General features: G+C 64.9%; 18 protein-coding genes and 1 pseudogene. 12 read left to right on the top strand and 7 right to left on the bottom strand.

From position 1 onward, the window contains the following. The first annotated feature begins 40 nt into the window (after positions 1-40). The 7 genes and pseudogenes from VAPA_RS28125 to VAPA_RS28105 form a co-directional block, all read left to right on the top strand. The gene (locus tag VAPA_RS28125; RefSeq protein WP_021003606.1) at positions 41-4,915 is read left to right on the top strand and encodes an RHS repeat-associated core domain-containing protein; all 4,875 of its coding nucleotides are present in this window, start codon (positions 41-43) and stop codon (positions 4,913-4,915) included. Position 4,916: 1 nt separating this feature from the next. Next, the gene (locus VAPA_RS34620) at positions 4,917-5,291 is read left to right on the top strand and encodes a DUF7668 domain-containing protein (protein WP_021003605.1); all 375 of its coding nucleotides are present in this window, start codon (positions 4,917-4,919) and stop codon (positions 5,289-5,291) included. Positions 5,292-5,495: 204 nt separating this feature from the next. Continuing rightward, entirely contained in the window at positions 5,496-5,927 is a 432-nt protein-coding gene (locus VAPA_RS34155) for an SMI1/KNR4 family protein (RefSeq protein WP_021003604.1), read from the top strand. A 62-nt stretch (positions 5,928-5,989) separates the two neighbouring features. Further along, positions 5,990-7,342 carry an RHS repeat-associated core domain-containing protein gene (locus VAPA_RS28120; RefSeq protein ID WP_021003603.1) on the top strand — a complete coding sequence of 451 codons (1,353 nt, stop codon included), beginning with the start codon at positions 5,990-5,992 and terminating at the stop codon, positions 7,340-7,342. Continuing rightward, entirely contained in the window at positions 7,339-7,728 is a 390-nt protein-coding gene (locus VAPA_RS28115; RefSeq protein WP_080666882.1) for an SMI1/KNR4 family protein, read from the top strand. Before VAPA_RS28120 ends, VAPA_RS28115 begins: the two co-directional genes overlap by 4 nt. A 229-nt stretch (positions 7,729-7,957) precedes the next feature. After that, positions 7,958-9,496 (top strand): IS3 family transposase, encoded by a 1,539-nt coding sequence (locus VAPA_RS28110; RefSeq protein WP_021003601.1) that lies wholly within the window; start codon positions 7,958-7,960, stop codon positions 9,494-9,496. Between the two features lie 108 nt (positions 9,497-9,604). Beyond that, positions 9,605-9,871: pseudogene (locus tag VAPA_RS28105) on the top strand (helix-turn-helix domain-containing protein); the annotation flags it as partial. A 143-nt stretch (positions 9,872-10,014) separates the two neighbouring features. Here the strand turns inward: VAPA_RS28105 and VAPA_RS28100 are convergent. From VAPA_RS28100 to adh, 7 genes are all read right to left on the bottom strand, one after another. Further along, the gene (locus VAPA_RS28100; protein WP_018904753.1) at positions 10,015-10,302 is read right to left on the bottom strand and encodes a copper-binding protein; all 288 of its coding nucleotides are present in this window, start codon (positions 10,300-10,302) and stop codon (positions 10,015-10,017) included. Between the two features lie 33 nt (positions 10,303-10,335). Beyond that, positions 10,336-10,842: a cupredoxin domain-containing protein gene (locus VAPA_RS28095; RefSeq protein ID WP_021003599.1), complete on the bottom strand. Its 507-nt coding sequence runs from the start codon at positions 10,840-10,842 to the stop codon at positions 10,336-10,338. Positions 10,843-10,898: 56 nt separating this feature from the next. Continuing rightward, positions 10,899-12,314, bottom strand: a complete 1,416-nt coding sequence (locus VAPA_RS28090) for a multicopper oxidase family protein (protein WP_021003598.1) — start codon at positions 12,312-12,314, stop codon at positions 10,899-10,901. 35 nt (positions 12,315-12,349) lie between these two features. Continuing rightward, positions 12,350-13,774: a TolC family protein gene (locus tag VAPA_RS28085; RefSeq protein WP_021003597.1), complete on the bottom strand. Its 1,425-nt coding sequence runs from the start codon at positions 13,772-13,774 to the stop codon at positions 12,350-12,352. Further along, positions 13,771-14,109, bottom strand: a complete 339-nt coding sequence (locus VAPA_RS28080) for a hypothetical protein (RefSeq protein WP_021003596.1) — start codon at positions 14,107-14,109, stop codon at positions 13,771-13,773. Before VAPA_RS28080 ends, VAPA_RS28085 begins: the two co-directional genes overlap by 4 nt. Positions 14,110-14,238: 129 nt before the next feature. After that, a complete protein-coding gene (locus tag VAPA_RS28075) occupies positions 14,239-14,664 on the bottom strand; it encodes a hypothetical protein (protein WP_230559085.1) in 426 nt (141 codons plus the stop codon). 131 nt (positions 14,665-14,795) lie between these two features. Then, a complete protein-coding gene (gene adh / locus VAPA_RS28070) occupies positions 14,796-16,316 on the bottom strand; it encodes an aldehyde dehydrogenase (protein WP_021003594.1) in 1,521 nt (506 codons plus the stop codon). Between the two features lie 280 nt (positions 16,317-16,596). On the opposite strand from adh, the gene VAPA_RS28065 reads away from it, so the two are divergent. From VAPA_RS28065 to VAPA_RS28045, 5 genes are all read left to right on the top strand, one after another. Next, a complete protein-coding gene (locus VAPA_RS28065; RefSeq protein ID WP_021003593.1) occupies positions 16,597-18,546 on the top strand; it encodes a sigma-54-dependent Fis family transcriptional regulator in 1,950 nt (649 codons plus the stop codon). A gap of 163 nt (positions 18,547-18,709) precedes the next feature. Continuing rightward, positions 18,710-20,215: a sensor domain-containing diguanylate cyclase gene (locus VAPA_RS28060; RefSeq protein WP_230559084.1), complete on the top strand. Its 1,506-nt coding sequence runs from the start codon at positions 18,710-18,712 to the stop codon at positions 20,213-20,215. A 194-nt stretch (positions 20,216-20,409) separates the two neighbouring features. Continuing rightward, complete coding sequence (locus tag VAPA_RS28055) at positions 20,410-21,747, top strand: MFS transporter (RefSeq protein ID WP_021003591.1); 1,338 nt, start codon at positions 20,410-20,412, stop codon at positions 21,745-21,747. A 40-nt stretch (positions 21,748-21,787) separates the two neighbouring features. After that, complete coding sequence (locus VAPA_RS28050) at positions 21,788-22,843, top strand: aromatic ring-hydroxylating dioxygenase subunit alpha (RefSeq protein ID WP_021003590.1); 1,056 nt, start codon at positions 21,788-21,790, stop codon at positions 22,841-22,843. Further along, positions 22,840-23,805 carry a PDR/VanB family oxidoreductase gene (locus VAPA_RS28045; RefSeq protein WP_021003589.1) on the top strand — a complete coding sequence of 322 codons (966 nt, stop codon included), beginning with the start codon at positions 22,840-22,842 and terminating at the stop codon, positions 23,803-23,805. The genes VAPA_RS28050 and VAPA_RS28045 overlap by 4 nt, the downstream gene beginning before the upstream one ends. Positions 23,806-23,810 lie beyond the last annotated feature (5 nt).

Raw genomic sequence — 23,810 nt, 5'->3', positions numbered from 1 at the left:
CAAGACGACGACCACATGAGAACACGGGAGAGATCCGCGAATGGCTGACCAGGCCCCCCAGAACGACGCGCAAGCCAAGGAGCGCGAGCGCCAGACCGCGGTGGCACCGCTCAACACCATCGGCGAGGAAGACATCGGCGCCGGCGCCGCCAAGATCGACAAGTGGCTGCGCAAGCTCACCAACGACTACGTCACGCTGAACGTGCTCGCGACCTTCGCGGGCAGCCTGCCGGTCATCGGCAACATCATGGCGCTCATCGACGCGGTCTGGGACCTCATCGAGATGGTCACCAAGAAGGCGTACAGCGACGTGCTGCAGTGGGTGAGCCTGGCCATCAACCTGCTGGGCGTGATCCCGTTTCCGCCCGCCACCGGCGCAGCGCGCATGAGCCTGCGGCCCATGCTGCACCTGCTCAAGCAGGAGATCGCCAAGTCGGCCAAGAACGCGGTGCCGAACATCGGCGAGGCGTTCATCGCCGTGCTCATCACGCACCTGAACGACACCATCGCCGGCACGCTCGACAAGTTCGTGGACGAGGCGCTCGGCTATCTCGACGACTTCCTGCAGTCCTGCGCAAAAAAGGTCGACGGCATCGCCGATGCGCTGATCGGCGCGCTGCAGGTGGCGCTGGGCGAGAAGCCGGTGTTCGCGACCGGCGCCGCTGCCGAGAGGAACACCTACGACCCCAAGACCCAGAGCACCTGGAGCCGCATGATGGCCGCCGCGGCCGAGGCCGCGAAGAAATCCGCCAACTACGCGGCGGCCACCGCGAGCCACTATGCGCTGCCCGACAGCGCCAAGGCCATGATCCGGGACACCGTCGCCAGCCTGACCGACCTCAAGGGCGCGGCCCGCCGGCAGATCATGCGGCTGGGCGACGAGAGCCTGCAGTACGGCATCAAGTGGATGATCAAGATCCTCAAGGATGCATTGCTCAGGCGCAAGGGAAAGCACAGTGCCAACATTTCCGCGAACAACGGAACGCAGGTCGAGAGCAAGAAGCCTGGCGGCGAACAGGCCGCTACCTCCGCCCAGGTGCCGGCCGGCGGCGACCCCGGCTGCAAGAACTGCACGAACGCCGCCGCGGGCGGCGCCATCAGCCTGGCCACCGGCTGCGAGAGCTTCGACCACACCGACTTCGTGCTCGGCGCCCCCCTGCCCATCACCTGGACGCGCACCTACCGCAGCGATCTTGCCGCCTTCGACCAGGGCAGCCTCGGCGCGCGCTGGATCACGCCCTACAGCACGCGCGTGGACGTCGCCAAGCCCGCCAAGGGCCGCCGCCAGGGCCAGATGAGCCTGATCTATCGCGGTGCCGATGGCCGCAGCCACGCCTTCCCGCTGCTGGCCGTGGGGCAGAGCCATCGCAACCCGATCGAGGAGATCACCCTCACCCGCCTCGGCGAACGGCTGCTCGCGGTCGATTTCGGCAAGCCCATGCCGGCCGGCCAGGCCCCCGACTGGCGCGAAACCTACGAGCTGGTCGACACCGTGCCCGCCAAGGCCGCCGCGCAGGGCAAGCAGCACTTCCGGCTGGTGGCGCAGCACACGAACAGCGGCGCCGCCGTCGGCCTGCGCTACGACCACGTGATCGCGGCCACCGGCGAGCAGGTGCTCAGCGACATCATCAGCAGGCAGGGTGAGGCCATCATCGCCCACGTCGGCACCCAGCCCGACGCGCAGACCGGCCTCATCAAGGCCCTGTGGGAGCTGAAGGAAGGCCGCGTCGTGCGCCAGCTGGCCGCCTACACCCACGACGCCGAAGGCGACCTCGTCGCCGCGCAGGACGAGAACGGCGCCGGCTGGCAGTACAGCTACAACCATCACCTCGTCACCCGCTACACCGACCGCACCGGCCGCGGCATGAACCTGCAATACGACGGCACCGGCGCCGATGCCAAGGCCGTGCGCGAATGGTCCGACGACGGCAGCTTTGCGCTCACGCTCGAGTGGGACAAGAACATCCGCCTCACCTACCTGACCGACGCCATGGGCGGCGAGACCTGGTACTACTACGACGTGCTGGGCTACACCTACCGGATCATCCACCCGGACAAGCGCGAGGAATGGTTCCTGCGCGACGACGCCAAGAACATCACGCGCCACATCCACACCGACGGCACCACCGACGACTACGTCTACGACGCCAACGGCAACCTCAAGACCCACACCCGCGCCGACGGCAGCAGCGTGCACTACGCCTACGACGCGCGCCACCGCATCACCGGCATCCTCGACGCCGAAGGCGGCGCCTGGAAGCGCGACTACGACGCAAGCGGCAACCTCACCGAAGAGATCGACCCGCTCGGCCACAAGACCGAATACGCCTACGACAACGCCGGGCGCCCCGTGCGCATCACCGATGCCAGGGGCGGCATCAAAACCCTCGCCTACACCCCCGACGGCCAGCTGGCCAGCCACACCGACTGCTCCGGCAAGACCACCCAGTGGGCCTACGACGGCCGCGGCCGCCTGGCCAGGATCACCGACGCCCTGGGCCAGGCCACCCGCTTTCGCTACGCCGAAGCCGGCGAAGCCGCGCAGTCCGCGATGCCCGGCCAGGCCAACCACCCGGGCCAGCTCGAGGAGATCGTCCACCCCGACAACGCCAGCGAGTATTTCGCGCACGACGCCGAGGGCCGCCTGCTCGCGCACACCGACGCGCTGGGCCGCCGCACCAGCTACGGCTACACCCGCGCCGGCCTCGTGGCCCAGCGCACCGATGCGGCCGGCCACACCCTCAAGTACCACTGGGACCTGCTGGGCCGCCTGCGCGAGCTGCACAACGAGAACGGCAGCCGCTACGACTTCCGCTACGACCCCGTCGGCAAGCTGCTCGAAGAAACCGACTTCGACCGCAAGGCCACCGAATACCGCTATGAGCCCACCACCGGCGTACTCGCCGAAGTCGTCGAAGCCGGACACGCGATCCAGCTGCAATTCGACGCCCTGGGCCGCCTGAGCGAGCGCCAGGCCGGCGACGATGCCGAGCGCTTCGCCTACGACCGCAACGGCCGCCTGGTCGAGGCCACCAACGCCGAGGCCCGGCTCCAGTGGTTCTACGACCGCGCGGGCAACCTCGTGCGCGAGCACCAGCACTACCTGGACCACGGCCACACGGCGGTCTGGCAGCACGGCTACGACGAGCTCAACCAGCGCATCGCCAGCATCCGCCCCGATGGCCACGTCACCCAATGGCTCACCTACGGCTCCGGCCACGTGCACGGCCTGCTCGTGGACGGCCAGGACATCCTGGGCTTCGAGCGCGACGACCTGCACCGCGAGATCGGCCGCGACCAGGGCAACGGGCTGACGCAGAAGCTGCGCTACGACCCGGCCGGCCGGCTGCTGGAGCAGCAGATCTCGCAGACCAGGCCGGGAGCGATCGAGGCTGTCGGCATCCGCCGCAGCTACCACTACGACAAGGCCGGCCAGCTCACCGCCATCGGCGACAGCCGCCGCGGCAACCTGAGCTACCGCTACGACCCGGTGGGGCGCCTGCTGGAAGCCCACAGCCGCCTGGGCCGCGAGACCTTCGCGTTCGATCCGGCGGGCAATATCGGCCACCCGTCCGACACCGACATCAATGCGCAGCCTGCCGGCCGCGTCACCACCCGTGTCGCGGTGCGCCTGAACGGCGATGGCCGCAGCATGGCCGGCCGGTTGATGGACAACCTGCTCAAGGACTATGCGGGCACCCACTACAAGTGGGATGAGCGGGGCAACCTGATCGAGCGCAGCCGCAACGGAGAAATCACCACCTTCACCTGGGACGGCTTCAACCGCATGCGCAGCGCCGAGACCTTCGGTGAGACCACAAGCTTCAGCTACGACGCGCTGGGCCGGCGCATCGCCAAGCGAAGCTCACACGCGACGACCTTGTTCGGCTGGGACGGCGACACGCTGGCCTTCGAGAGCACGCAAAGCACCGAGGATCAGCAAGAGCTGCAGGCCTGGCGCGGCGACAGCGTGCACTACATCCATGAGCCCGGCTCCTTCGTGCCGCTGGTGCAGATCAGGCAGGCCCAGGCCGTTGAGCTGAGCGAGACCACCGACGTGAAGGCGTTGATCGCCGCCAACGGCGGGCGCTACGACATCGAGCAGGATCCGCTATGGAACGGGCAGCAGCTCAGGACGCCAACTGCCTTCGCGAAGGAAGAGATCGCGTTCTACCAATGCGACCACTTGGGCACGCCGCAGGAACTGACGGACCATGAGGGGCGGATCGCCTGGTCTGCGCAGTACAAGGCCTGGGGTGAAGCCAAGCAGGCGATCAGCGAAGCGGGCCGGAAGGCGGGGTTCAGGAATCCGATTCGGTTCCAGGGGCAGTACTTTGACGACGAGACGGGGCTGCACTACAACCGGTATCGGTATTACGACCCGGCGGCGGGGAGGTTTGTCAGTAGCGATCCAATCAAGTTGAGAGGAGGCTTGAACCTTCATCAGTTTGCTCCCAATCCGGTGAACTGGATCGATCCGCTGGGGCTTTCACCGATCAATTCATGCCCCTGTGAATGCGAACGAATCCTCGCAGAAGAGGGCGTAGTAACAGGCAAGCACGGGGATCTCAAGAAGATTGGAGGTCTCCAAGACTCGCATCACATCTATCAAGATGCAGCCATGAAAAATATCGGTGGCTATGACTACAACGCTGCTCCAGCAATTAGTTTGCAGGGGCGCAATCCCGATGGAACAACGCGAGGCACCCCTCACTACGGAGCCAATCGGGCGCAAGACAATGCGTCGCAGGCAGGACTCTTGGGTAGCGAGACAGTAGTAGCCTACAACTCACTGAAAGCGGCAGGACTGAGCCCCGCAGCTGCAAAATGCGCAACGTTGCAAGCACGCGGATATTTCAAATCCATTGGAGCGGGCGCAGGAACATCCACAACCACTCCACTGAAGAGGAGATGAAATGAACGACGAATTTAGAGCTCAGGCTTATAAACTTCTTAGCGAATTTATTCGAGCAATAAGCCAAGACGACCGACAAGAGCTGAAAAATCAGTTCAATGTTTCCGAGGCATTGGCCGAGGAGATTCAAGAAATGGTTCGGGAATACTATCCTAACGAGAAGTTCTCACTCGGAATTGCTCCTTTTGAATCCGCATTTTCAACGGAAAAATCAAAAAGACCCAATATTGAATTTTTCGAAATGAATGACAGCAGTAGATGGGGTGCCGAGTGTGTTTTATGGATCAATAACAAACCAAGCGAGCCAATATTGCATGTTGAGCTTTTTGGACAAACCTCAAACCTAAAATTGCAGTATAAATACATTGGATCCTAATTGATGACCCAATGAAATTCCAAGCTTTCGGAGCTTCAGCTCTTCTACGAAACGCGCCAAAGGAAGAAATATAAATAGAAGGCAGCAATAGCAGGTCTGAAGTTTAAAAAGCTGGGATTATCCGACGCAGAACTGGAAGCACAGGCACGAGCCGGGAATAGATTTGACAAAAGAACAAGCAAAATTTATCGCTCAATTCATGAAATGCCCAACCCAACCGACGAAGATATTCAGAGGCTTGAAGATTTGGCAGGAGCAATTCCCGAGGATTACAAGGCATTTCTAAAAAATCAGAACGGGGGCATCCCAAGCGCGACTCTGTTAAAGACAAAATCCAATGAGCGAGTCATAAATTCACTTCTTGCATTGAATGCACCCTCGGGATTCGGAGATTCCATAGAGAATCATACGAAGATCTACGGCGACAGAATTCCCAGCAAAACAATTCCTATTGCATCCGGAGGCGGTGGAGACTTGATTTTGCTTAATATCGACGCGCGCAATTTTGGAGAAATTTTGTGCTGGGATCATAATTTCGAATCAGACGATGATGCGAGCAACTATTTCGAAAATACGGAAGTGGTAGCAAGCTCTTTTTCCGAATTCTTGAGCAAACTAAGTCCTGATGTAGGGTGACCTGCCGGGAGCCCGCAGCCGCCTGGGGCGCGAGACCTTCGCCTTCGATCCGGCGGGCAACATTGGCCATCCTTCCGACGACACCGGTGCCAACGCGCAGGCCCACCGGCCGCGTCACCACCCGCGTCGCGGTGCGCCTGGGCGGCGATGGCCGCAGCATGGCCGGTCGGCTGATGGACAACCTGCTCAAGGACTACGCCGGCACCCACTACACCTGGGACGAGCGCGGCAACCTCATCGAGCGGACCTGGAACGGCGAGAAGAACGTGTTCACCTGGGATGGCTTCAACCGCATGCGCAGTGCGAGCACCTACGGCAAGACCACCACCTTCAGCTACGACGCCCTGGGCCGGCGCATCGCCAAGCGAAGCTCATACGCGACGACCTTGTTCGGCTGGGACGGGGACACGCTGGCCTTCGAGAGCACGCAGAGCACCGAGGGCCAACAGGAGCAGCAGGCCTGGCGCGGCGACAGCGTGCACTACATCCACGAGCCCGGCTCCTTCGTGCCGCTGGTGCAGATCCGCCAGGCGCAGGCCGTGGCGTTGAGCCAGACCACCGACGTGAAGGCGCTGATCGCGGCCAACGGCGGACGCTACGACATCGAGCAGGATCCGCTATGGAATGGGCAGCAGCTCAGGACGCCGCAGGCCTTTGCGAGAGAAGAGATCGCGTTCTACCAGTGCGACCATCTGGGCACGCCGCAGGAGCTGACGGACCATGAGGGGCGGATCGCCTGGTCGGCCAGCTACAAGGCCTGGGGCGAAGCGAAGCAGGCGATCAGCGAGGCGGGACGGAAGGCGGGGTTCAGGAATCCGATTCGGTTCCAGGGGCAGTACTGGGACGCGGAAACCGGGCTGCATTACAACAGGCATCGGTACTACGATCCGCAGAGCGGGAGGTTTGTCGGCGCAGATCCGATTGGCTTACTCGGTGGCCCAAACCTGCACGCGTATGCATCGAATCCAACTGAGTGGATTGATCCGTTAGGCCTTCAGGTAAGACCAGGCGGTGCATGCAATCTGGACAGCGGGAAGCACGGCGAGTTGAGTCCTGATACCAACAGGGCGCCGGGGAATCGCAATACCCGTGCCGACAAATTTGTTCAATCGCATCATCCTGTTCAGAACGAGTGGCCTGAGCAGAACATCCCTGGGTATGACAGAAATCAAGCGCCAGCAGTCCTACTTCGTTCCGCTAGCGGTGAATCTCATGCCCAAATCTCAGCAGCCCAAAGAGCTCAGCGTCGCGGTCTCGACAGCCAGCCTGGCGGGCGCTGGGGGACGACCACTGTCAGGGATGAATTCAACACCGGGTATAGACAAATGATCAATGCAGGTGTTCCGACAGACGTCGCCCGTAGGGCGATGAAAAAGAGCTATAAGTACTTCGATTGTCTTGGGGCATTCAAATGAATTTTTCTGCTATCGCAAATCTTCGCGGACTACGCGCCGGTGCGAATTCAAACGACGTGGCTAGCGCCGAACAACAACTTGGCATTCGACTACCTAATGATTACATCCAGTTCCTGATGTTCTCAGATGGTTGCCTTCTTGAAAGCGGACTTAGTCTTTATCCTCACGAAGATTTGGCCGAGCGCAATCAAACCTACGAGGTCTTCGAATACGCCCCCGGATACCTGCTCGTCGGCGACGATAGTGGCGGCATGGGCGTCCTTTTGTCACTCGAAGCGTCCCAAAAAAACGTTTATGCCTCTGGCTTAGGGGACCTGAGCCCTTCAGGGTTCAAGGTCATAGCGTCATCACTTCAGGCATGGATAGACGTGCAGTTAGCGCTATAAATTGTTCTCCAATCTTATCGGGACGCTCAAGGGCGTCGAGAAGCGCGGGGGCAAGGTCGAAAACGCGCTCAGGGACATTGGCCAGCGAATGGAAAGTGGGTCCTGGAAGGCGACTCACCAGTGCTGTTGCCCCTAACGGAGAAGCATCATGCTGCTCGATTGTTGATTGCCACCGAAAATTGACCCGGCGGGGGTGCGGACGAAAACTTGGACTACCTAGAGGTAGTTCATGTATTCCTACGAAGATCGGATTCGAGCCGTTGAGCTCTACATCAAGCTTGGCAAACGCGTCAGACCCACTATCCGTCAGCTGGGTTATCCAACAAAAAATTCTCTGAAGGGCTGGTACAACGAATACCAGCAGAAGCTTGACTTGCCAGCGGGCTATGCGGGCCGGAGACCCAAGTTCTCGCAGGAGCAAAAAGCGGCAGCTATCGAGCACTACCTCACTCACGACCGCTGCATTGCTGCCACCATGAGGGCATTGGGCTACCCCGGCAGAGGGACACTGACCGCGTGGGTTCGCGAGGCCATTCCTGAGGTCAGAAGGGCTGTCGTTGGCAGTGTGGGGCGACGAAGGTATTCCGGGGAGCTGATGCAAGCGGGAGTCATGGAGCTTTGCACGCGTGAGGAAAGTGCGCAGGCTGTAGCCGACAAGTTCGGCGTGTGCCGGCCAACGCTGTACAACTGGAAGAACCAACTTCTGGGACGTGAGGCACCCGCATCCATGAAAAGCACCAATCAATCTCCGCCGTCGCAAGAGCGCGACGAGCTCGAGCGTCAGGTTGAGTCGCTGCGCCGCGAAGTCAGGCAACTTCGCCTTGAGCAGGACCTCTTGAACAAGGCCAACGAACTGTTAAAAAAAGGCCTGGGCGTCGACCTGCAGCTCCTGTCCAACCGGGAGAAGACACTGCTGATTGACGCCCTCAGGGAGCACTATGGCCTGCCAGAGCTCCTTGCACAGTTGGATCTTGCGCGTAGTTCGTACTTCTACCATCGGGCACGTGCAGCGGTGGGCGACAAGTACCTGGAGGTGCGGCAATCCATCACCGACATCTTTGAGTCGAACCACCGCTGCTATGGCTACCGCAGGCTGCAAGCTTCGCTCACTAGACAGGACGTCGCGATCTCCGAGAAGGTCGTGCAGCGGTTAATGAAGCAGGAAAGCCTGGTTGTTCCAAAGCCCAGGAAGCGCAGGTATGCGTCATACCTTGGCGAGATCAGTCCAGCGCCTGAGAACCTCATCAACCGCGACTTCCAGGCCGTGGTCCCCAACGAGAAATGGCTCACGGACATCACGGAGTTCCAGATCCCGGCTGGCAAGGTGTACCTCTCGCCCATCATCGACTGCTTCGATGGAATGGTCGTCAGCTGGACCATTGGGACCAGTCCGGACGCTGAGTTGGTCAACACGATGCTGGATGCAGCCATCGAGACAGTGGCCGAAACTACTCACCGGCCTGTGGTTCACTCCGATCGGGGCGGCCACTACCGCTGGCCAGGTTGGCTATCAAGAATGAGCGACGCTAACTTCACCCGCTCGATGTCTCGCAAGGCATGCTCACCTGATAACGCAGCTTGCGAAGGCTTCTTCGGTCGGCTGAAGAACGAACTGTTCTATCCTCGAGACTGGAAGAACTCCACCATTGAGCAATTCATCGAGGCGGTCGACTCGTACATCCGTTGGTACAACGAGAAGCGGATCAAGATCTCTCTTGGCTCTCTCAGCCCTATCGAATACCGGGTGAGCCTTGGACTTGCGGCATAAACCAGTCCAAGTTTTTATCCGCACCCCCGGCTAACGCACTAATTTCCGTCTAAGACTGACCCACGTAAAACCCTACCCTGCTCATTTTTAAGGCAGGGGATCCTAGGAGTGATAGACGTGGCGACATTGAGTGTCATCAGAGGCTGGGCCCTGCGCGAGCAGATGTCCATTCGCGAGATTGCAAGGCGTACAGGCCTGTCTCGCAACACCGTAAAGAAGTACCTGCGAGCCGGCGACGAAGCGCCGCGCTACGCCAAGCGGGCGAGCTCAAGCAAGCTCGATCCCTATGCCGACAAGCTCGCGACCTGGCTTGCGATCGAGGCCACCAAATCGCGGAAACAGCGGCGCAATCTGCGGCAGATCCACACAGAATTGGTCCAGAGTGCAGGCCCGCACGGCGTTGACGTGCGCGAGTAGTTCTTCCGTTGCTGCCAAGGAACAAAAAGGCCGCCTGTCACCCAGCCGCTGAAGCTGGGTTGCCAGTACGGGGGGTGCTCGGTCGCCGAAGCTACTGCCCCTCAGCGCGCAGGCTCGATATGGGTCACAACAATCTTCCCATCCGCCTTCTGCGCATCAAAGCGAACCTTGTCCCCCGGCTGGAACTTGTCCAGCACGGTCTCGTCGCTCACTCCAAAAACCATGGTCATGCCTGGCATGTCCAGGCTCTTGAGCGGGCCGTGCTTGATCGTGAGCTTCTTGTTGTCCTTGTCCACCTTGCGGATCTCGCCATCGGCAAGCTCCGCGGCAGAAGCCGTGAAAGCGAATGCGGCCAGCGCCGCCATGAGTGCAATGCGAATCTTCGACATGGTCGTGTCTCTCCTGGAGGGTGGGTTGTCTTCTTACTTGGCGGCAGCGGTCTTGCTGGCCACCGTCACGGCGCCCTTCATGCCGGCGTCGTAGTGGCCCGGCTGCAGGCATGCGAAGTCGAACTTGCCGGCCTTGGTGAACTGCCACACGATCTCGCCGCTCTTGCCCGCGGCCAGGGTCACCATGTTGGGATCGGCGTGCTCCATCTCGGGGTTCTTCTTCATGGCTTCGTAGTGCTCCTTGAGTTCCTTCTCGGTGCCGAGCACGAGCTCGTGCTTGAGCTGGCCGGAGTTCTTGACGACGAAGCGCACGGTCTCGCCCTGCTTCACCTTGATGTCGGCGGGCGTGAAGCGCATGCCGTCGGTCATGTCGACGTTGATGGTTCGCGTGGCCTTGGCAGCCACGCCGGGTTGGCCGATGGCCGTGTCGGCATCGCCATGGCCGTGGCCCCCGGCGTGGTTGCCGGCGGCAAGGGCGCCCGCGGCCGCGAGGGCAGTGAGTGCTGCGAAGGCGGTGTTGCGGAGGATGTTGTGCTTCATGGTTTTCCTTCTGAGGGTTCGAGGTTGGAAGAAAGAGGGACAAGAAAGATGAAAAATCAGTGGCCGGAGTGGCCACCGCCGGGCTTGCGGATCTGGACTTCGATGTTCTTCGCGGGCATGTTCTGCGCAGGCATCGCGGCCGCGCCGGCATCGCGCTGGCGCGATGTTTCGGGCGCCGGGCCGTCGAGTTCGTAGGCCACGGTGCCCTTCGGGTGCTTGAACCAGCCGGGGTTGCTGTAATCGCCGGGCTTCTGGTTCCTGCGCACCTTCACCACGCTGAACATGCCGCCCATCTCGACCGAGCCGAAGGGCCCTTCGCCGGTCATCATTCGCGCGGTGTTGTCGGGAATGGGCATTTCCATCTCGCCCATGTCGGCCATGCCGCGCTCGCCCATCACCATGTAGTCGGGCACCAGGTTCGTGATCTGCTTGGCTACGTCCTTGTGGTCCAGGCCGATGAGGGTGGGCACGTCGTGGCCCATCGCGTTCATGGTGTGGTGGCTCTTGTGGCAGTGGAAGGCCCAGTCGCCCTCCTCGTCGGCAAGAAACTCGATCTGGCGCATCTGGCCGACGGCCACGTCGGCGGTCACCTCGTACTGGCGCGTGCTCCTGGGGGTCGGCCCACCATCGGTGCCGGTGACGAGGAACTCGTGCCCGTGCAGGTGCATCGGGTGGTTGGTCATCGTGAGGTTGCCGATGCGGATGCGCACCTTGTCGTTGAGCCGCACGTTGAGCGAATCGATGCCGGGAAAGATCCGGCTGTTCCAGGACCACAGGTTGAAGTCCAGCATGGTCATGATCTTGGGCGTGGCGCTCCCGGGCTCCACGTCGTAGGCGTTGAGCAGGAACACGAAGTCGCGGTCAACCTTCTCGATCAGCGGATGCTCGGCCTTCGGGTGCGTCACCCAGAAGCCCATCATGCCCATGGCCATCTGCGTCATCTCGTCCGCATGCGGGTGGTACATGAAGGTGCCGGGGCGGCGCGCGACAAACTCGTAGACGAAGGTCTTGCCCGGGCGGATCGGCGGCTGGGTCAGGCCCGAGACGCCGTCCATGCCGTTGGGCAGGCGCTGGCCATGCCAGTGCACGCTGGTGTGCTCGGGCAGCTTGTTGGTCACGAAGATGCGCACGCGGTCGCCTTCGACCACCTCGATGGTCGGGCCGGGCGACTGGCCGTTGTAGCCCCACAGGTTGGCCTTGAAGCCGGGCGCCATCTCGCGCACCACAGGCTCGGCCACCAGGTGGAATTCCTTCACGCCGTTGTTCATGCGCCAGGGCAGCGTCCAGCCGTTGAGCGTGACCACGGGGTTGTAGGGCCGACCACTCGCGGGCATGAGCGGCGGCATGGTGTTGGGCGTGGTCTGGGTCACGGGCTCGGGCAGCGCGGCCATGGCCACCTTGCTCACGCTCGCGGCCGCAAGGGCGCCAGTGATGGCACCGGCGCCGCTCAGGAAATTGCGTCTGTTGGTCATGTCGTTCGAATCGTTGGTGAACGCGGATGCCGCGCTCAATGGGCGGCGCCGGCGGGGGCGGCTTCGCCTCCCGCGCTGGCGGTCGTGGCGCCCATGGCCGTGGGCTTTCCGATCACCGAGGCCGCCAGTGCGGCATCGGCCAGCCAGAACTGCTGCTGGGCGTTGATGGCGTTGCTCACGCTGGCGATCTGGTCGCGCGCCTCGGCCAGCAGCTCGAAGACGCCGATCAGCATGCCGTTGTAGCGAAGCACGTTCTCGTCGGCCATGGCCTGGCGCAACGGCACGATCTCGTCGCGGTAGTGCCGCGCGATGTCGTAGGCGGTGCGGTAGGCCGAGTAGCCTTCGCGCAGTTGGGAAGAAGCGCCGCGCACGGTGGCGTCGTAGCGGTTGGCCGCGGCCAGGGATTGCGCGTTCAATGCATCGCGCTGCGCCGAGCCCCAGTCGAACAGCGGCAGCCGGATGTCGAGCTCGAAACCGCGCCGCGTGCTTTTGGTGCCTTCGGCGTTGTCGAACACGGTGTCGCGCCGGCCGCCCACCTCCACGTCGACGAAGGTCGACAGCAGGTTGATGCCCTGCGACTTGCCCGCCACGTCGAGCTGCGCGCGCGCGAGCTGCACGTCCAGGCGCTGCTCGGTCGCGGTGGCAGCCACTTCCTTGGCCTCGCGCGGCGCCTTGGGCAGATCGGGCAGCCGGTCGGGCAAGGCCAGCCTGGCGGCCTGCGCATCGTCGAGCCCCAGGGCGCGGATCAGTTCCTCGCGCGCGGCGGTGGCGGCGTGCTGCGCCGAGGCCAGCTGCGTGGTCGCATCGGCATAGAAGACCTGCTGGCGCGCGCGCTGCAGCTTGCTGAAGTTGCCGATCTGCTGCATGCGCCGCGCAAGTTCCGCACTGGCCTGCGCCGAGCGTTTGACCTGCTCGGCGTACTGCAGCATCTGCTGCGCGGCCACTGCGCGGACCCAGGCCTGCCGCACCTGCGTGACCTGGTCGACCACCGCACCGGTGAGCTGCACCTTGGCCTGGCTCGACTGGCTGCGCGAGATCGACAGGCGCTGCGGCAGCAGGATGAGGTCCACGAGGCCGAAAGACAGGAGCCGCCCGAGTTCGAGCTCGCTGTTCAGGCGCATGCGCTCAAAGCTGAAGACCGGGTTGGGCAGCCGGCTCGACTGGTTGGCCGCGGCGATGTCGCTCCAGCTCTGGGCCACCAGGGCCTGGACCGCGGGGCTGTTGGCCAGCGCGAGCTGCACCGCGTCGCTTTGCGACAGCGGCCTGGACAGCAGTTCCTGCGTCAGTGCGGAGCGGCGGTCACGCTGTTCCTGCGTGCGGCTGAGTTCGAGCTTGCCGCCGGTGAACTGCTGGGCCTGGGTGTTGGTGTCCTGCAGGGCGTCGTCGATGCCGACGGAGGCGCAGCCCGCCAGCAAGACGGCCGCAGCAGCGGCGGCCGTGAGGCGCAAGGCGCGCTTCATGGCTTCTGCTCCTTTTTCGCGGGAGGCATCGGCATCGTGTGCCCCTGGTGCGCGGCAGGCGCATCGGCCGCGCCGCCACCCGCCGCCTCCTCCGCATAGGCCTTCCAACCGCCCCGCTGGCGGACGGTCTCGTTGGCCTCTTTCCACGGGATGGGCTTGTCGTCGGTGAACGGTCGATAGCCCTCGAGCGCGGACTTGTAGCTCAGGGCGGTGGGCGCACGGGTGGCTGCTTCACCGGTCGCCGGCGCGAGGGCCGGCACCGGCTGGGCCGCGGCGGCGAGCGCCGCCAGGGCGGGAAAGACAGCCAGCCAACGGGCCGGCAATGAATGGAACATGGAATCCTCGCGTGTTCATGAACGGAGTGCGTCAAGCGGCCCGAGGCGGGCATGACGCAGGCGATGCATGCGCGTTCGCTGCTGCAGCTGCGGCGCCCGTGACCGGGCGCGCGCAGGCGCACGAACGCTTCAGGCGCGAGGAGGTTTGTCGAGAAGGCGCGGCGCGACCGTGGCCACCGTGCTGGCGGGCTCGACGAGGTCGGCGCGGGGAAGGCCCTGGAACACGATCAGTTCCAGCGTGCTGGTGAGCGCAGTGGCGTGGCACGCGCCGCAGGTGCCGCACTTGTGCATTCCATCCGGATCTGCATGGGCGGTGGTGCCGGCGCCGTGGCCGTCGGCGGATGGCCCGGCGTCCTGCGCGGCGGCTTCGTGGTGGTGATGGTCTGCATGCCTATCGCCATGCGCCTGGTGCGCTCCGGCCGGCGCGGCAGTTGCCGCCACGGCCAGCGCACCGTCATGGCCCGGTCCGCAAAAGACCATGGCTGCCGCCGCGTACGCCTGGAAGGGCACGGCAAACATCATGATCCAAAGGACGAAGAGGCGAACCCGGTGCATGCGGAGCATTGTAGATAGAGCGGCAATGCCTGTCTGTATTCGACGGGCATGCGTGCCACTCTAGCCGTCCAGTCCGACGGTTTCCCGCCGGCTGGATTACAGGACCGTTATCTTCGGACGCGCCTGCGCGGTCAGAAGAACCCGAGCTTCTTCGGCGAATAGCTCACGAGCAGGTTCTTGGTCTGCTGGTAGTGGTCGAGCATCATCTTGTGCGTCTCGCGGCCGATGCCCGATTCCTTGTAGCCACCGAAGGTGGCGTGCGCCGGATAGGCGTGGTAGCAGTTGGTCCACACGCGGCCGGCCTGGATGGCGCGGCCCATGCGGTAGGCGGTGCTGCCGTCGCGCGTCCACACGCCAGCGCCCAGGCCGTAGGGCGTGTCGTTGGCGATCTCCAGTGCCTCGGCCTCGGTCTTGAAGGTGGCGATCGCGAGCACGGGGCCGAAGATCTCTTCCTGGAAGATGCGCATCTTGTTGTGGCCCTTGAACAGCGTGGGCTGGATGTAGTAGCCGCCGGCCAGTTCGCCACCAAGCTGTGCGCGGCCGCCGCCAGTGAGGCACTGCGCGCCCTCTTCCTTGCCGAGCGCGAGGTAGCTCATGATCTTGTCCATCTGGATGGCCGAGGCCTGGGCGCCCATCATGGTGTCGGTGTCCAGCGGATGGCCCTGCTTGATGGCCTTGATGCGCTCCAGTGCGCGCGCCATGAACTTGTCGTAGATCGATTCCTGGATCAGCGCGCGCGACGGGCAGGTGCAGACCTCGCCCTGGTTGAAGGCAAACAGCACCAGGCCTTCCACGGCTTTGTCGAAGAAGTCGTCGTCCGCGTCGGCGATGTCCTCGAAGAAGATGTTGGGGCTCTTGCCGCCGAGCTCCAGCGTGGCGGGAATCAGGTTGCCGGCCGCGGCCTGCGCGATGACGCGGCCCGTGGCGGTGGAGCCCGTGAAGGCGATCTTCGCGATGCGCTTGCTGCCCGCCAGCGCCATGCCGGCCTCGCGGCCGTAGCCGTTGACGATGTTGAGCACGCCGGGCGGCAGCAGGTCGGCCAGCAGCTCGGCCATCACCATGATGCTCACGGGCGTGGATTCGGCCGGCTTGAGCACCACGCAGTTGCCCGCGGCAATGGCGGGCGCGAGCTTCCACGCGGCCATCAGGATCGGGAAGTTCCACGGAATGATCAGCCCCACCACGCCCAGCGGCTCGTGGAAGTGATAGGCGATGGTGTTCTCGTCGATCTCGCTCAGTGCGCCTTCCTGCGCGCGCAGGCAGCCGGCAAAGTAGCGGAAGTGGTCCACGGTCAGCGGAATGTCGGCGTTGAGCGTCTCGCGGATCGGCTTGCCGTTGTCCACCGTTTCCGCATAGGCGAGCAGTTCGAGGTTCTGCTCCAGGCGGTCGGCGATCTTCAGCAGCACGTTGGCGCGCTCCGCCGGCGAGGTGCGTCCCCATGCGCCCGCGGCGGCATGGGCCGCGTCGAGCGCGAGCTCGATGTCTTCGGCGCCCGAGCGGGCTGCGCGCGTGTAGGGCTTGCCGGTGATCGGCGTGATCACGTCGAAGTACTGGCCCTTCACCGGCGGCACGAACTTGCCGTTGATGAAGTTGTCGTAGGCCGGCTTGAAGTCGATCTTCGCGCCGGGGGTGTTGGGGCTGGCGTATTGCATGGTCTCTTGTCTCCGTCGGGTTGGGGTGGAAGGCGACCGCGCAAACCGGATGCCGCGCGGCCCCGGGTGTGCTGCATTGCATGTGCCATGCCACGGGGGCTTGAGCGCGAATCCCCTGATCTGGCGCAAGAATCGGGTCAGTTTCTTGCAACAGACTGCGCAGCAAGGCGTGCCGCGGTGAGCACCTGTCACGAAACGGGACAGTGCTCCACCGCATTCATGCTCGAACCGTCCGATGCCGTGACACCGAGGCCCGCAGAGGCCCGACTGGAGACAACAGATGCAGACGAATTTCCACCACGTCGCCGCCCGCACGCCAGGCTCGCGCCTGCGCGAAGCGCGCCGCCAGTTGACGACCACCGGCGAAGTGGCCGATGGCCTCATCGATGCCGCGTTGCGCCGAAGCTGGGAGCGCAGCCGCGGCTTCGGCCTGGCGCCGGTCGGCCGCGCGCCGGGCGCGCCCCACGCCTCCGCGGCGCAGCTGGCACGCGCGCTCGAGCAGCAGCGCGAACTGGCCTCCCATGCGCGGCCGGTGATGGAGTTCCTGTTCGAGCAGATGCGCGACACCGACAGCCTGGTGATCCTCGCCGACGCGCAGGGCATGCTGCTCGAGGCCATGGGCGACGCGAATTTTGCGGACCGCGCCCAGCGCGTGGCGCTGCGCCCGGGCGCCAACTGGCACGAGCGGTGGCGCGGCACCAATGCCATCGGCACCGCGCTGGCCGATGCGTCGCCGGTGGTGGTGCATGCCGGCGAGCACTACCTCGACCGCAATGGCTTTCTCACCTGCACGGCCGCACCGATCACCGGGCCCGATGGCCGCGTGCTGGGCGTGCTCGACATCTCGGGCGACCACCGCGGCCACCATCGCCATGCGCTGGCGCTGGTGCGGCTTGCCGTGCGCACGGTCGAGCAGAAGCTGTTCGACACGCGCCACGCCGCCAACCTGCGGCTGCGCCTGCATCTGCAGCCCGAGGGCATCGGCAGCGTGACCGAAGGCCTGCTGGCGCTGTCGGACGACGGCTGGCTGGTGGGCGCCAATGCGGCCGCGCTCGCGATGCTGGGCCTGTCCCGCGCCGACGTGGGCGCCGCAACGATCGAGCAGATGCTGCAACTGGATTTGCCGACGCTGATGGCCTGGTGCCGCCAGCCGGGCGGCGCGCCGCGCACGGTGCGCCGGCACGACGGCAGCGCGCTCTGGCTGCGGGCCGAGGCCGGTCGCCATGTGCTGGTGGCTGCCCACGAGGCTGGCCCGGCTCGGCGTCCGGCGGAAACGCGCGCCGATGCACTGGCCGAACTGGACACCGGCGACCCGGCCATGCGCGCCGCGGTCGAGCGCGCCCGGCGCGTGCTGGACAAGCCGATCTCCTGGCTGCTGCTCGGCGCCTCCGGCGTCGGCAAGGAGGTGTTCGCCAGGGCGCTGCATGCCAGCGGAACGCGCCGGGAGGCTCCGTTCGTCGCGGTCAATTGCGCCGCGCTGCCGGAGCAGCTGATCGAGGCCGAGCTCTTCGGCTACCGGCCCGGCGCCTTCACCGGCGCGAGCCGCGAAGGCGCGATCGGCCGCATCCGCGAGGCGCACGGCGGCACGCTGCTGCTCGACGAGATCGGCGACATGCCGCTCGCGCTGCAGGCGCGGCTGCTGCGCGTGCTGCAGGACCGGCAGGTGACGCCGCTGGGCGGCGGCAAGCCGGTGGCGGTGGACTTCCGCCTGGTGTGCGCAACGCACCGCAACCTGCGCCGCGAGATCGAGGCCGGGCGCTTCCGCGAAGACCTGTACTACCGGCTCAACGGACTGACCCTCCAGCTGCCGTCGCTGTGCGAGCGGCAGGACCTGCCGCACCTGGTGGCGCGGATGCTGCGCGGCATCGAGCCCGACCGCGAACTGCAGCTGGCACCGGACCTCGCACTCGCCATGTCGCGCTACCGCTGGCCCGGCAATCTGCGCCAGTTGAACAGCGCACTGCACACCGCCTGCGCCCTGCTGGCCGACCACGAGGCGCAGATCGACTGGTGGCACCTGCCCGACGACCTGGCCGACGAACTGCGCGAGATTTCCACGCAAGCGCCGGCCATGCCCGCAGCCGACACGGCGGACCTGAAAACCCTCTCGGACCGCACGGTGTCGCAGGCGGTGCAGTCGTGCGCCGGGAACCTCTCCGAAGCCGCGCGCCGGCTGGGAATCAGCCGAAACACGCTCTACCGCAAACTGCGCCAGCTGCCGCCCGGCTGACGCACCCATCAAATGGCCGCCGGTTGCGCGCAGGGCGTCGCATTCGGATACATTGGGGCCGCATTCGCCTCCGGCGAGGTACCCCCATGATCCCCTCCGCCGCCATGCTTCATTGCTCCGAAAGTGCGTAGTGCTTCGCGGACCCTCCATCACCGCCCGGACCATGGCTTTCGTGGCCGTCGTCTGCCTCAGTCTTCTGGCAATTGACTTCTGGAACAGCTGGCAGTCGCGTTCCGACCAGCTCCAGCAGATGAACGTGGCGGCGTCGAACCTCGCGCGCGCCATGGTGCAGCAGGCGGACGACACGTTCAAGAAGGCCGACACGGTGCTGGTCGGCATGGTCGAGCGCGTGGAGCACGACGGCACCGATCCGGCCGACGTGGCGCGGCTTCGCCGGGTGCTTGCCCTGCGCGTCGCCGAGCTCCCGCAGCTCGACGGCCTGCACATCTACGACAAGGACGGCAACTGGGTTGCGAACTCCCGCCTCACGCGGCCGGAAAACCTGAACAACGCGCAGCGGGAGTATTTCGTCTTTCACCGCACGCATGAAACGCGCGGGCCGCACATCGGCATTCCGGTGAAGAGCCGGACCACCGGCAGGCTGCTGATCCCGGTTTCACGGCGCATCAATCATGCCGATGGCAGCTTTGCCGGGGTGGCGCTCGCAACGATCCACGTCGACTTCTTCTCGAAGTTCTACGACAGCCTCGACATCGGCGACGCCGGCGCCGTCGCGCTGGTGCTCGAAGACGGAACCATGATGACCCGCCGGCCCTATGGCCCCGGCGTCGTGGGCCGGAACATGCTGGAAACCGAACTCTTCCGCTCCTACACCGCGCAAGGGCCGGTCGGAACGGCCTTCATCAAGTCGGCGCAGGACGGCGTGACACGGTTGAACAGCTTCCGGCGCCTCGACAACTATCCGCTCTTCGTTTCCGCGGCCCTGTCCAAGGACGAGATCCTGGCCAACTGGTGGCGCGAGACGCTGTGGCATTCGGGTGGCGTTCTTCTGCTGGCCTTGATCGTCGGCTTCATCGGCTGGCGGCTGGTGCGGCAGTTCCAGCTCCAGACCCGCACCGAAGCCGAGCTGCGGCAGGCACGCGACGCGCTGGAAACGCTGAACAAGACCCTCAACACGCTTGCCATGGAAGACGGCCTGACCGGGCTCGCGAACCGCAGGCAGTTCGACGTGGCGCTGGACAGCGAATACAGCCGCGCGGCACGCACTGCGAGCACCCTGGCCTTGATCATGATCGATGTCGATTGCTTCAAGCAGTACAACGACATCTATGGCCATGCGGCGGGCGACGAGTGCCTGCAGACCATCGGCCGCACCATCGCCAGGCTCGCTTCCCGGCGGCCGGGCGACCTGGCGGCCCGCTATGGCGGAGAAGAACTGGCGGTGCTGCTGCCCAACACCGACGTGGCGAGCGCCGTGATGCTGGCCGAACGCATCCGCAGCGCCGTGCGAGACCTGAAGATCGAACATGCCGGCACCGCCGACGGATTCGTGACGCTGAGCGCGGGCGTGGACGCGCTCACCCCCGCAGCCGGGAAGGCAGGTCAGCCCAAGGAACTGATCCGGGCCGCGGACAAGGCGCTGTACGCCGCAAAGTCCGGCGGGCGCAACCGCGTGTGCGCATCGACGGTGCAGCCAGTGCCTGCTTGACGCTGACGTTCAGCCGTCTTCTCCCGTGATTTCGGGGATGCCTTCCCCGCTGGCTCGCCGCTCCCAACAAGGGTAAACCCCAGTCGACGGGGACTTGATTCGATCCGCGTTGATTCAGTACACTGATTGTCATTCAGTGTACTGAATCAAGGAGCGCCAGCAATGTACTTGGCCGCCCTGCACATCGAGACAAAATGACCCAGGATCTGCGCAAGACCTTCGATGAAGGCCCGATGAGCCGGTTTCAGTGGAGCGCGATCACGATCTGCATCGCGCTGATCATGCTCGACGGCTTCGACGTGCTGGTCATGGCTTTCACCGCGGCCAGCGTGTCGGCAGAGTGGAAGCTCAGCGGCGCCCAGCTCGGCGTGCTGTTCAGTGCCGGCCTGTTCGGCATGGCTGCCGGCTCGCTGTTCCTCGCGCCGCTGGCCGATCGTTTCGGACGGCAAACCGTCATCCTGTTGTGCCTGGTGGTGATCGCGCTCGGCATGGGGCTGTCGGCGCTGGCCCGGAGCAGCACTCAGCTGGCGGCGCTGCGCGCGCTCACCGGCCTGGGCATCGGCGGCATGCTGGCCAGCGTGGGCGTCATCACCTCCGAATACGCGTCGAACAAATGGCGCAGCACCGCGGTGGCGCTGCAGGCAACGGGCTATCCGATCGGTGCGACGATCGGCGGCAGCATTGCCGCCGTCCTGCTGGAGAGCTATGGCTGGCGTTCCGTCTTTCTCTTCGGTGGCATCGCCACGGCGCTGATGATTCCGCTGGTGCTGTGGCGCCTGCCCGAATCGGTCGACTTCCTTGTCTCCAGGCGCCCCGCCAGCGCGCTGCGCAAGCTCAACGCGCTGCTGCGCCAGATGAAGCGTCCAGAGCTGGCCGAACTCCCGCCGCTGCCGCCGGCCGGCGCGCGCTCCGCCGCCACGGTGGCGAGCCTGTTCAGTGCAAGCCTGGCGCGCTCGACGCTGCTGCTGTGGGCTGCGTTCTTCCTGCTGATGTTCAGCTTCTACTTCGCACTGAGCTGGACGCCGAAGCTGCTGGTCTCGGCAGGGCTGTCGGCGCGCGAGGGCATCACCGGCGGCGTGCTGCTGAACATCGGCGGCATCGTCGGAGGCAGCCTGTTCGGGCTGCTTGTCGCGCGGCTGAACCTCGGGCGCCTGACCGCGGCCAGCCTGACCATCACGGCCCTCGCCATGGCCGTGTTCGGCGCGGCAACCGGCCACCTCGGCGCATCGTTCGCGATCGCCTTCCTGATCGGCGGATTCATCTTCGGGTCGATGGCCGGGCTCTATGCATTCGCACCGGTGATCTACCCGGCCGCCGTGCGCACGACCGGCATGGGATGGGCGATCGGCATCGGCCGCATCGGCGCCATCCTCGCGCCGCTCATTGCCGGGATGCTGCTCGATGGCGGTTGGCAGCCGCCGCATCTCTACTACGCCTACGCGCTGCCGCCGATCGCGGCGACGGCAGCCGTCCTCGCACTGCGCCGAAGCGCCGCGGCGCAGCCGGCCGGCCGCGTGATCAGCGCGCACTGACCGCCCCTCCTCCCAACCCAGCCATCCAAAGGAAAGCTACATGTTCCCGAAAAACACCTGGTACGTGGCCTGCACGGGCAACGAGATCGACGACAAGCCCCTGGGCCGCAAGATCTGTGGCGAGAACCTCGTGCTGTACCGTGCCGCGGAAGGCAAGGCAACGGCACTGGAAGACTTCTGCCCGCATCGCGGGGCGCCTCTGTCCCTGGGCCGGGTGGTCGAAGGCAAGCTGGTGTGCGGCTACCACGGACTGGAGATGGGCTGCGACGGAAAGACGGTCGCGATGCCCGGACAGCGCGTGCGCGGCTTCCCGGCGATCCGCTCTTTCCCGGTCATCGAGCGCTACGGCTTCGTCTGGGTCTGGCCCGGCGACCCCGCCCTGGCCGACCCGGCCAAGCTGCATCACCTCGAATGGGCCGAAAGCCCGGACTGGGCCTATGGCGGCGGGCTGTTCCACATCCAGTGCGACTACCGCCTGATGATCGACAACCTGATGGACCTGACGCACGAGACCTACGTGCATTCGACCAGCATCGGCCAGAAGGAAATCGACGAGACGCCCACCACCACCAAGACCGAGGGCGACCAGGTCACCACCAGCCGCTTCATGGAGAACATCTCGGCGCCGCCCTTCTGGCGCATGGCGCTGCGCGGCAACCACCTGGCCGACGACGTGCCGGTCGACCGCTGGCAGATCTGCCGCTTCACGCCGCCCAGCCACGTGCTGATCGAGGTGGGCGTCGCCCACGCCGGCAAGGGCGGCTACAACGCCGATCCGGCGCACAAGGTGTCGAGCATCGTGGTGGACTTCATCACGCCCGAGACCGAGACCTCGCACTGGTACTTCTGGGGCATGGCGCGCAACTTCCAGCCGCACGACAAGGCGCTGACCGCATCGATCCGCGAAGGCCAGGGCAAGATCTTCAGCGAAGACCTGGAGATGCTCGAATCCCAGCAGCGCAACCTGCTCGCCCACCCGACTCGCTCGCTGCTGAAACTCAACATCGACTCGGGCGGCGTGCAGTCGCGCCGCGTGCTGGAGCGCCTGATCGCGCAAGAAGGCCAGGCCCCCATCGCCCAGGAAGGTGCGGCATGAACGCCTCCGAACTGAACGTGCGCGTCGCCCGCAAGCACGCGGAGGCGCTGGACATCTGCACCTTCGAACTGGTGCACGCCGACGGGCATGCCCTGCCTGCCTTCTCGGCCGGCTCGCACATCGACGTGCATCTGCCGAACGGCCTCACGCGCCAGTACTCGCTGTGCAACGATCCGCAGGAGAGCCACCGCTATCTGATCGGCGTGCTGCGCGATCCCTCATCTCGCGGCGGCTCGCAGGCGATGCACGAACTGGTGCAGGAAGGCAGCCTGCTGCGTATCAGTGCACCGAAGAACCACTTTCCGCTGGCGCACGCGGCCGCACGCAGCGTGCTGATCGCAGGCGGCATCGGCGTGACGCCGATCCTGTGCATGGCCGAGCGGCTGGCGCTGAGCGCAGCGCCTTTCGAGATGCACTACTGCACGCGCTCCCTCGATCGCACCGCCTTTGCCGGGCGCATCGCGCAGTCCGCGTTCGCATCGCAGGTGCGGTTCCACTTCGACGACGGGGACGCGGCCCAGAAGCTGTCGGTGCCGGCGGCGATCGGCACGCCGCAGCCGGGCGTGCACCTGTATGTCTGCGGCCCGAAGGGCTTCATGGACTGGGTGCTGGAGGCCGCGCGCACCGCCGGCTGGCCGGCCGACCAGCTGCACTACGAGTTCTTCTCGGCCGAGATCGCCGCGTTGGACGCCGATGCGGAATTCCAGGTCAAGCTGGCGAGCTCGGGGCGCATCGTCACGGTGCCCAAGGATTGCACGGTGGTGCAGGCGCTTGCCGCGGCGGGCGTCGAGGTGGCGACCTCCTGCGAACAGGGCGTGTGCGGTACCTGCCTCACGCGCGTGCTGGAAGGCGAGCCGGACCACAAGGACATGTACCTGTCGCCGGAAGAACAGGCGGCCAACGACCAGTTCACCCCCTGCTGTTCGCGCTCGCGTTCGCCAATGCTGGTGCTCGACCTGTAGGAGCT

Source organism: Variovorax paradoxus B4, assembly GCF_000463015.1.
GTDB lineage: Bacteria > Pseudomonadota > Gammaproteobacteria > Burkholderiales > Burkholderiaceae_C > Variovorax > Variovorax paradoxus_E.
Note: the sequence above shows the minus strand (reverse complement) of the source record. Positions and strands in the feature narration are given on the sequence as shown.

Coding starts and splice junctions, on each gene's coding strand:
- VAPA_RS28125 (WP_021003606.1), top strand. CDS start 41: ATGGCTGACCAGGCCCCCCAGAACGACGCGCAAGCCAAGGAGCGCGAG.
- VAPA_RS34620 (WP_021003605.1), top strand. CDS start 4,917: ATGAACGACGAATTTAGAGCTCAGGCTTATAAACTTCTTAGCGAATTT.
- VAPA_RS34155 (WP_021003604.1), top strand. CDS start 5,496: ATGCCCAACCCAACCGACGAAGATATTCAGAGGCTTGAAGATTTGGCA.
- VAPA_RS28115 (WP_080666882.1), top strand. CDS start 7,339: ATGAATTTTTCTGCTATCGCAAATCTTCGCGGACTACGCGCCGGTGCG.
- VAPA_RS28110 (WP_021003601.1), top strand. CDS start 7,958: ATGTATTCCTACGAAGATCGGATTCGAGCCGTTGAGCTCTACATCAAG.
- VAPA_RS28100 (WP_018904753.1), bottom strand. CDS start 10,302: ATGTCGAAGATTCGCATTGCACTCATGGCGGCGCTGGCCGCATTCGCT.
- VAPA_RS28095 (WP_021003599.1), bottom strand. CDS start 10,842: ATGAAGCACAACATCCTCCGCAACACCGCCTTCGCAGCACTCACTGCC.
- VAPA_RS28090 (WP_021003598.1), bottom strand. CDS start 12,314: ATGACCAACAGACGCAATTTCCTGAGCGGCGCCGGTGCCATCACTGGC.
- VAPA_RS28085 (WP_021003597.1), bottom strand. CDS start 13,774: ATGAAGCGCGCCTTGCGCCTCACGGCCGCCGCTGCTGCGGCCGTCTTG.
- VAPA_RS28080 (WP_021003596.1), bottom strand. CDS start 14,109: ATGTTCCATTCATTGCCGGCCCGTTGGCTGGCTGTCTTTCCCGCCCTG.
- VAPA_RS28075 (WP_230559085.1), bottom strand. CDS start 14,664: ATGCACCGGGTTCGCCTCTTCGTCCTTTGGATCATGATGTTTGCCGTG.
- adh (WP_021003594.1), bottom strand. CDS start 16,316: ATGCAATACGCCAGCCCCAACACCCCCGGCGCGAAGATCGACTTCAAG.
- VAPA_RS28065 (WP_021003593.1), top strand. CDS start 16,597: ATGCAGACGAATTTCCACCACGTCGCCGCCCGCACGCCAGGCTCGCGC.
- VAPA_RS28060 (WP_230559084.1), top strand. CDS start 18,710: ATGGCTTTCGTGGCCGTCGTCTGCCTCAGTCTTCTGGCAATTGACTTC.
- VAPA_RS28055 (WP_021003591.1), top strand. CDS start 20,410: ATGACCCAGGATCTGCGCAAGACCTTCGATGAAGGCCCGATGAGCCGG.
- VAPA_RS28050 (WP_021003590.1), top strand. CDS start 21,788: ATGTTCCCGAAAAACACCTGGTACGTGGCCTGCACGGGCAACGAGATC.
- VAPA_RS28045 (WP_021003589.1), top strand. CDS start 22,840: ATGAACGCCTCCGAACTGAACGTGCGCGTCGCCCGCAAGCACGCGGAG.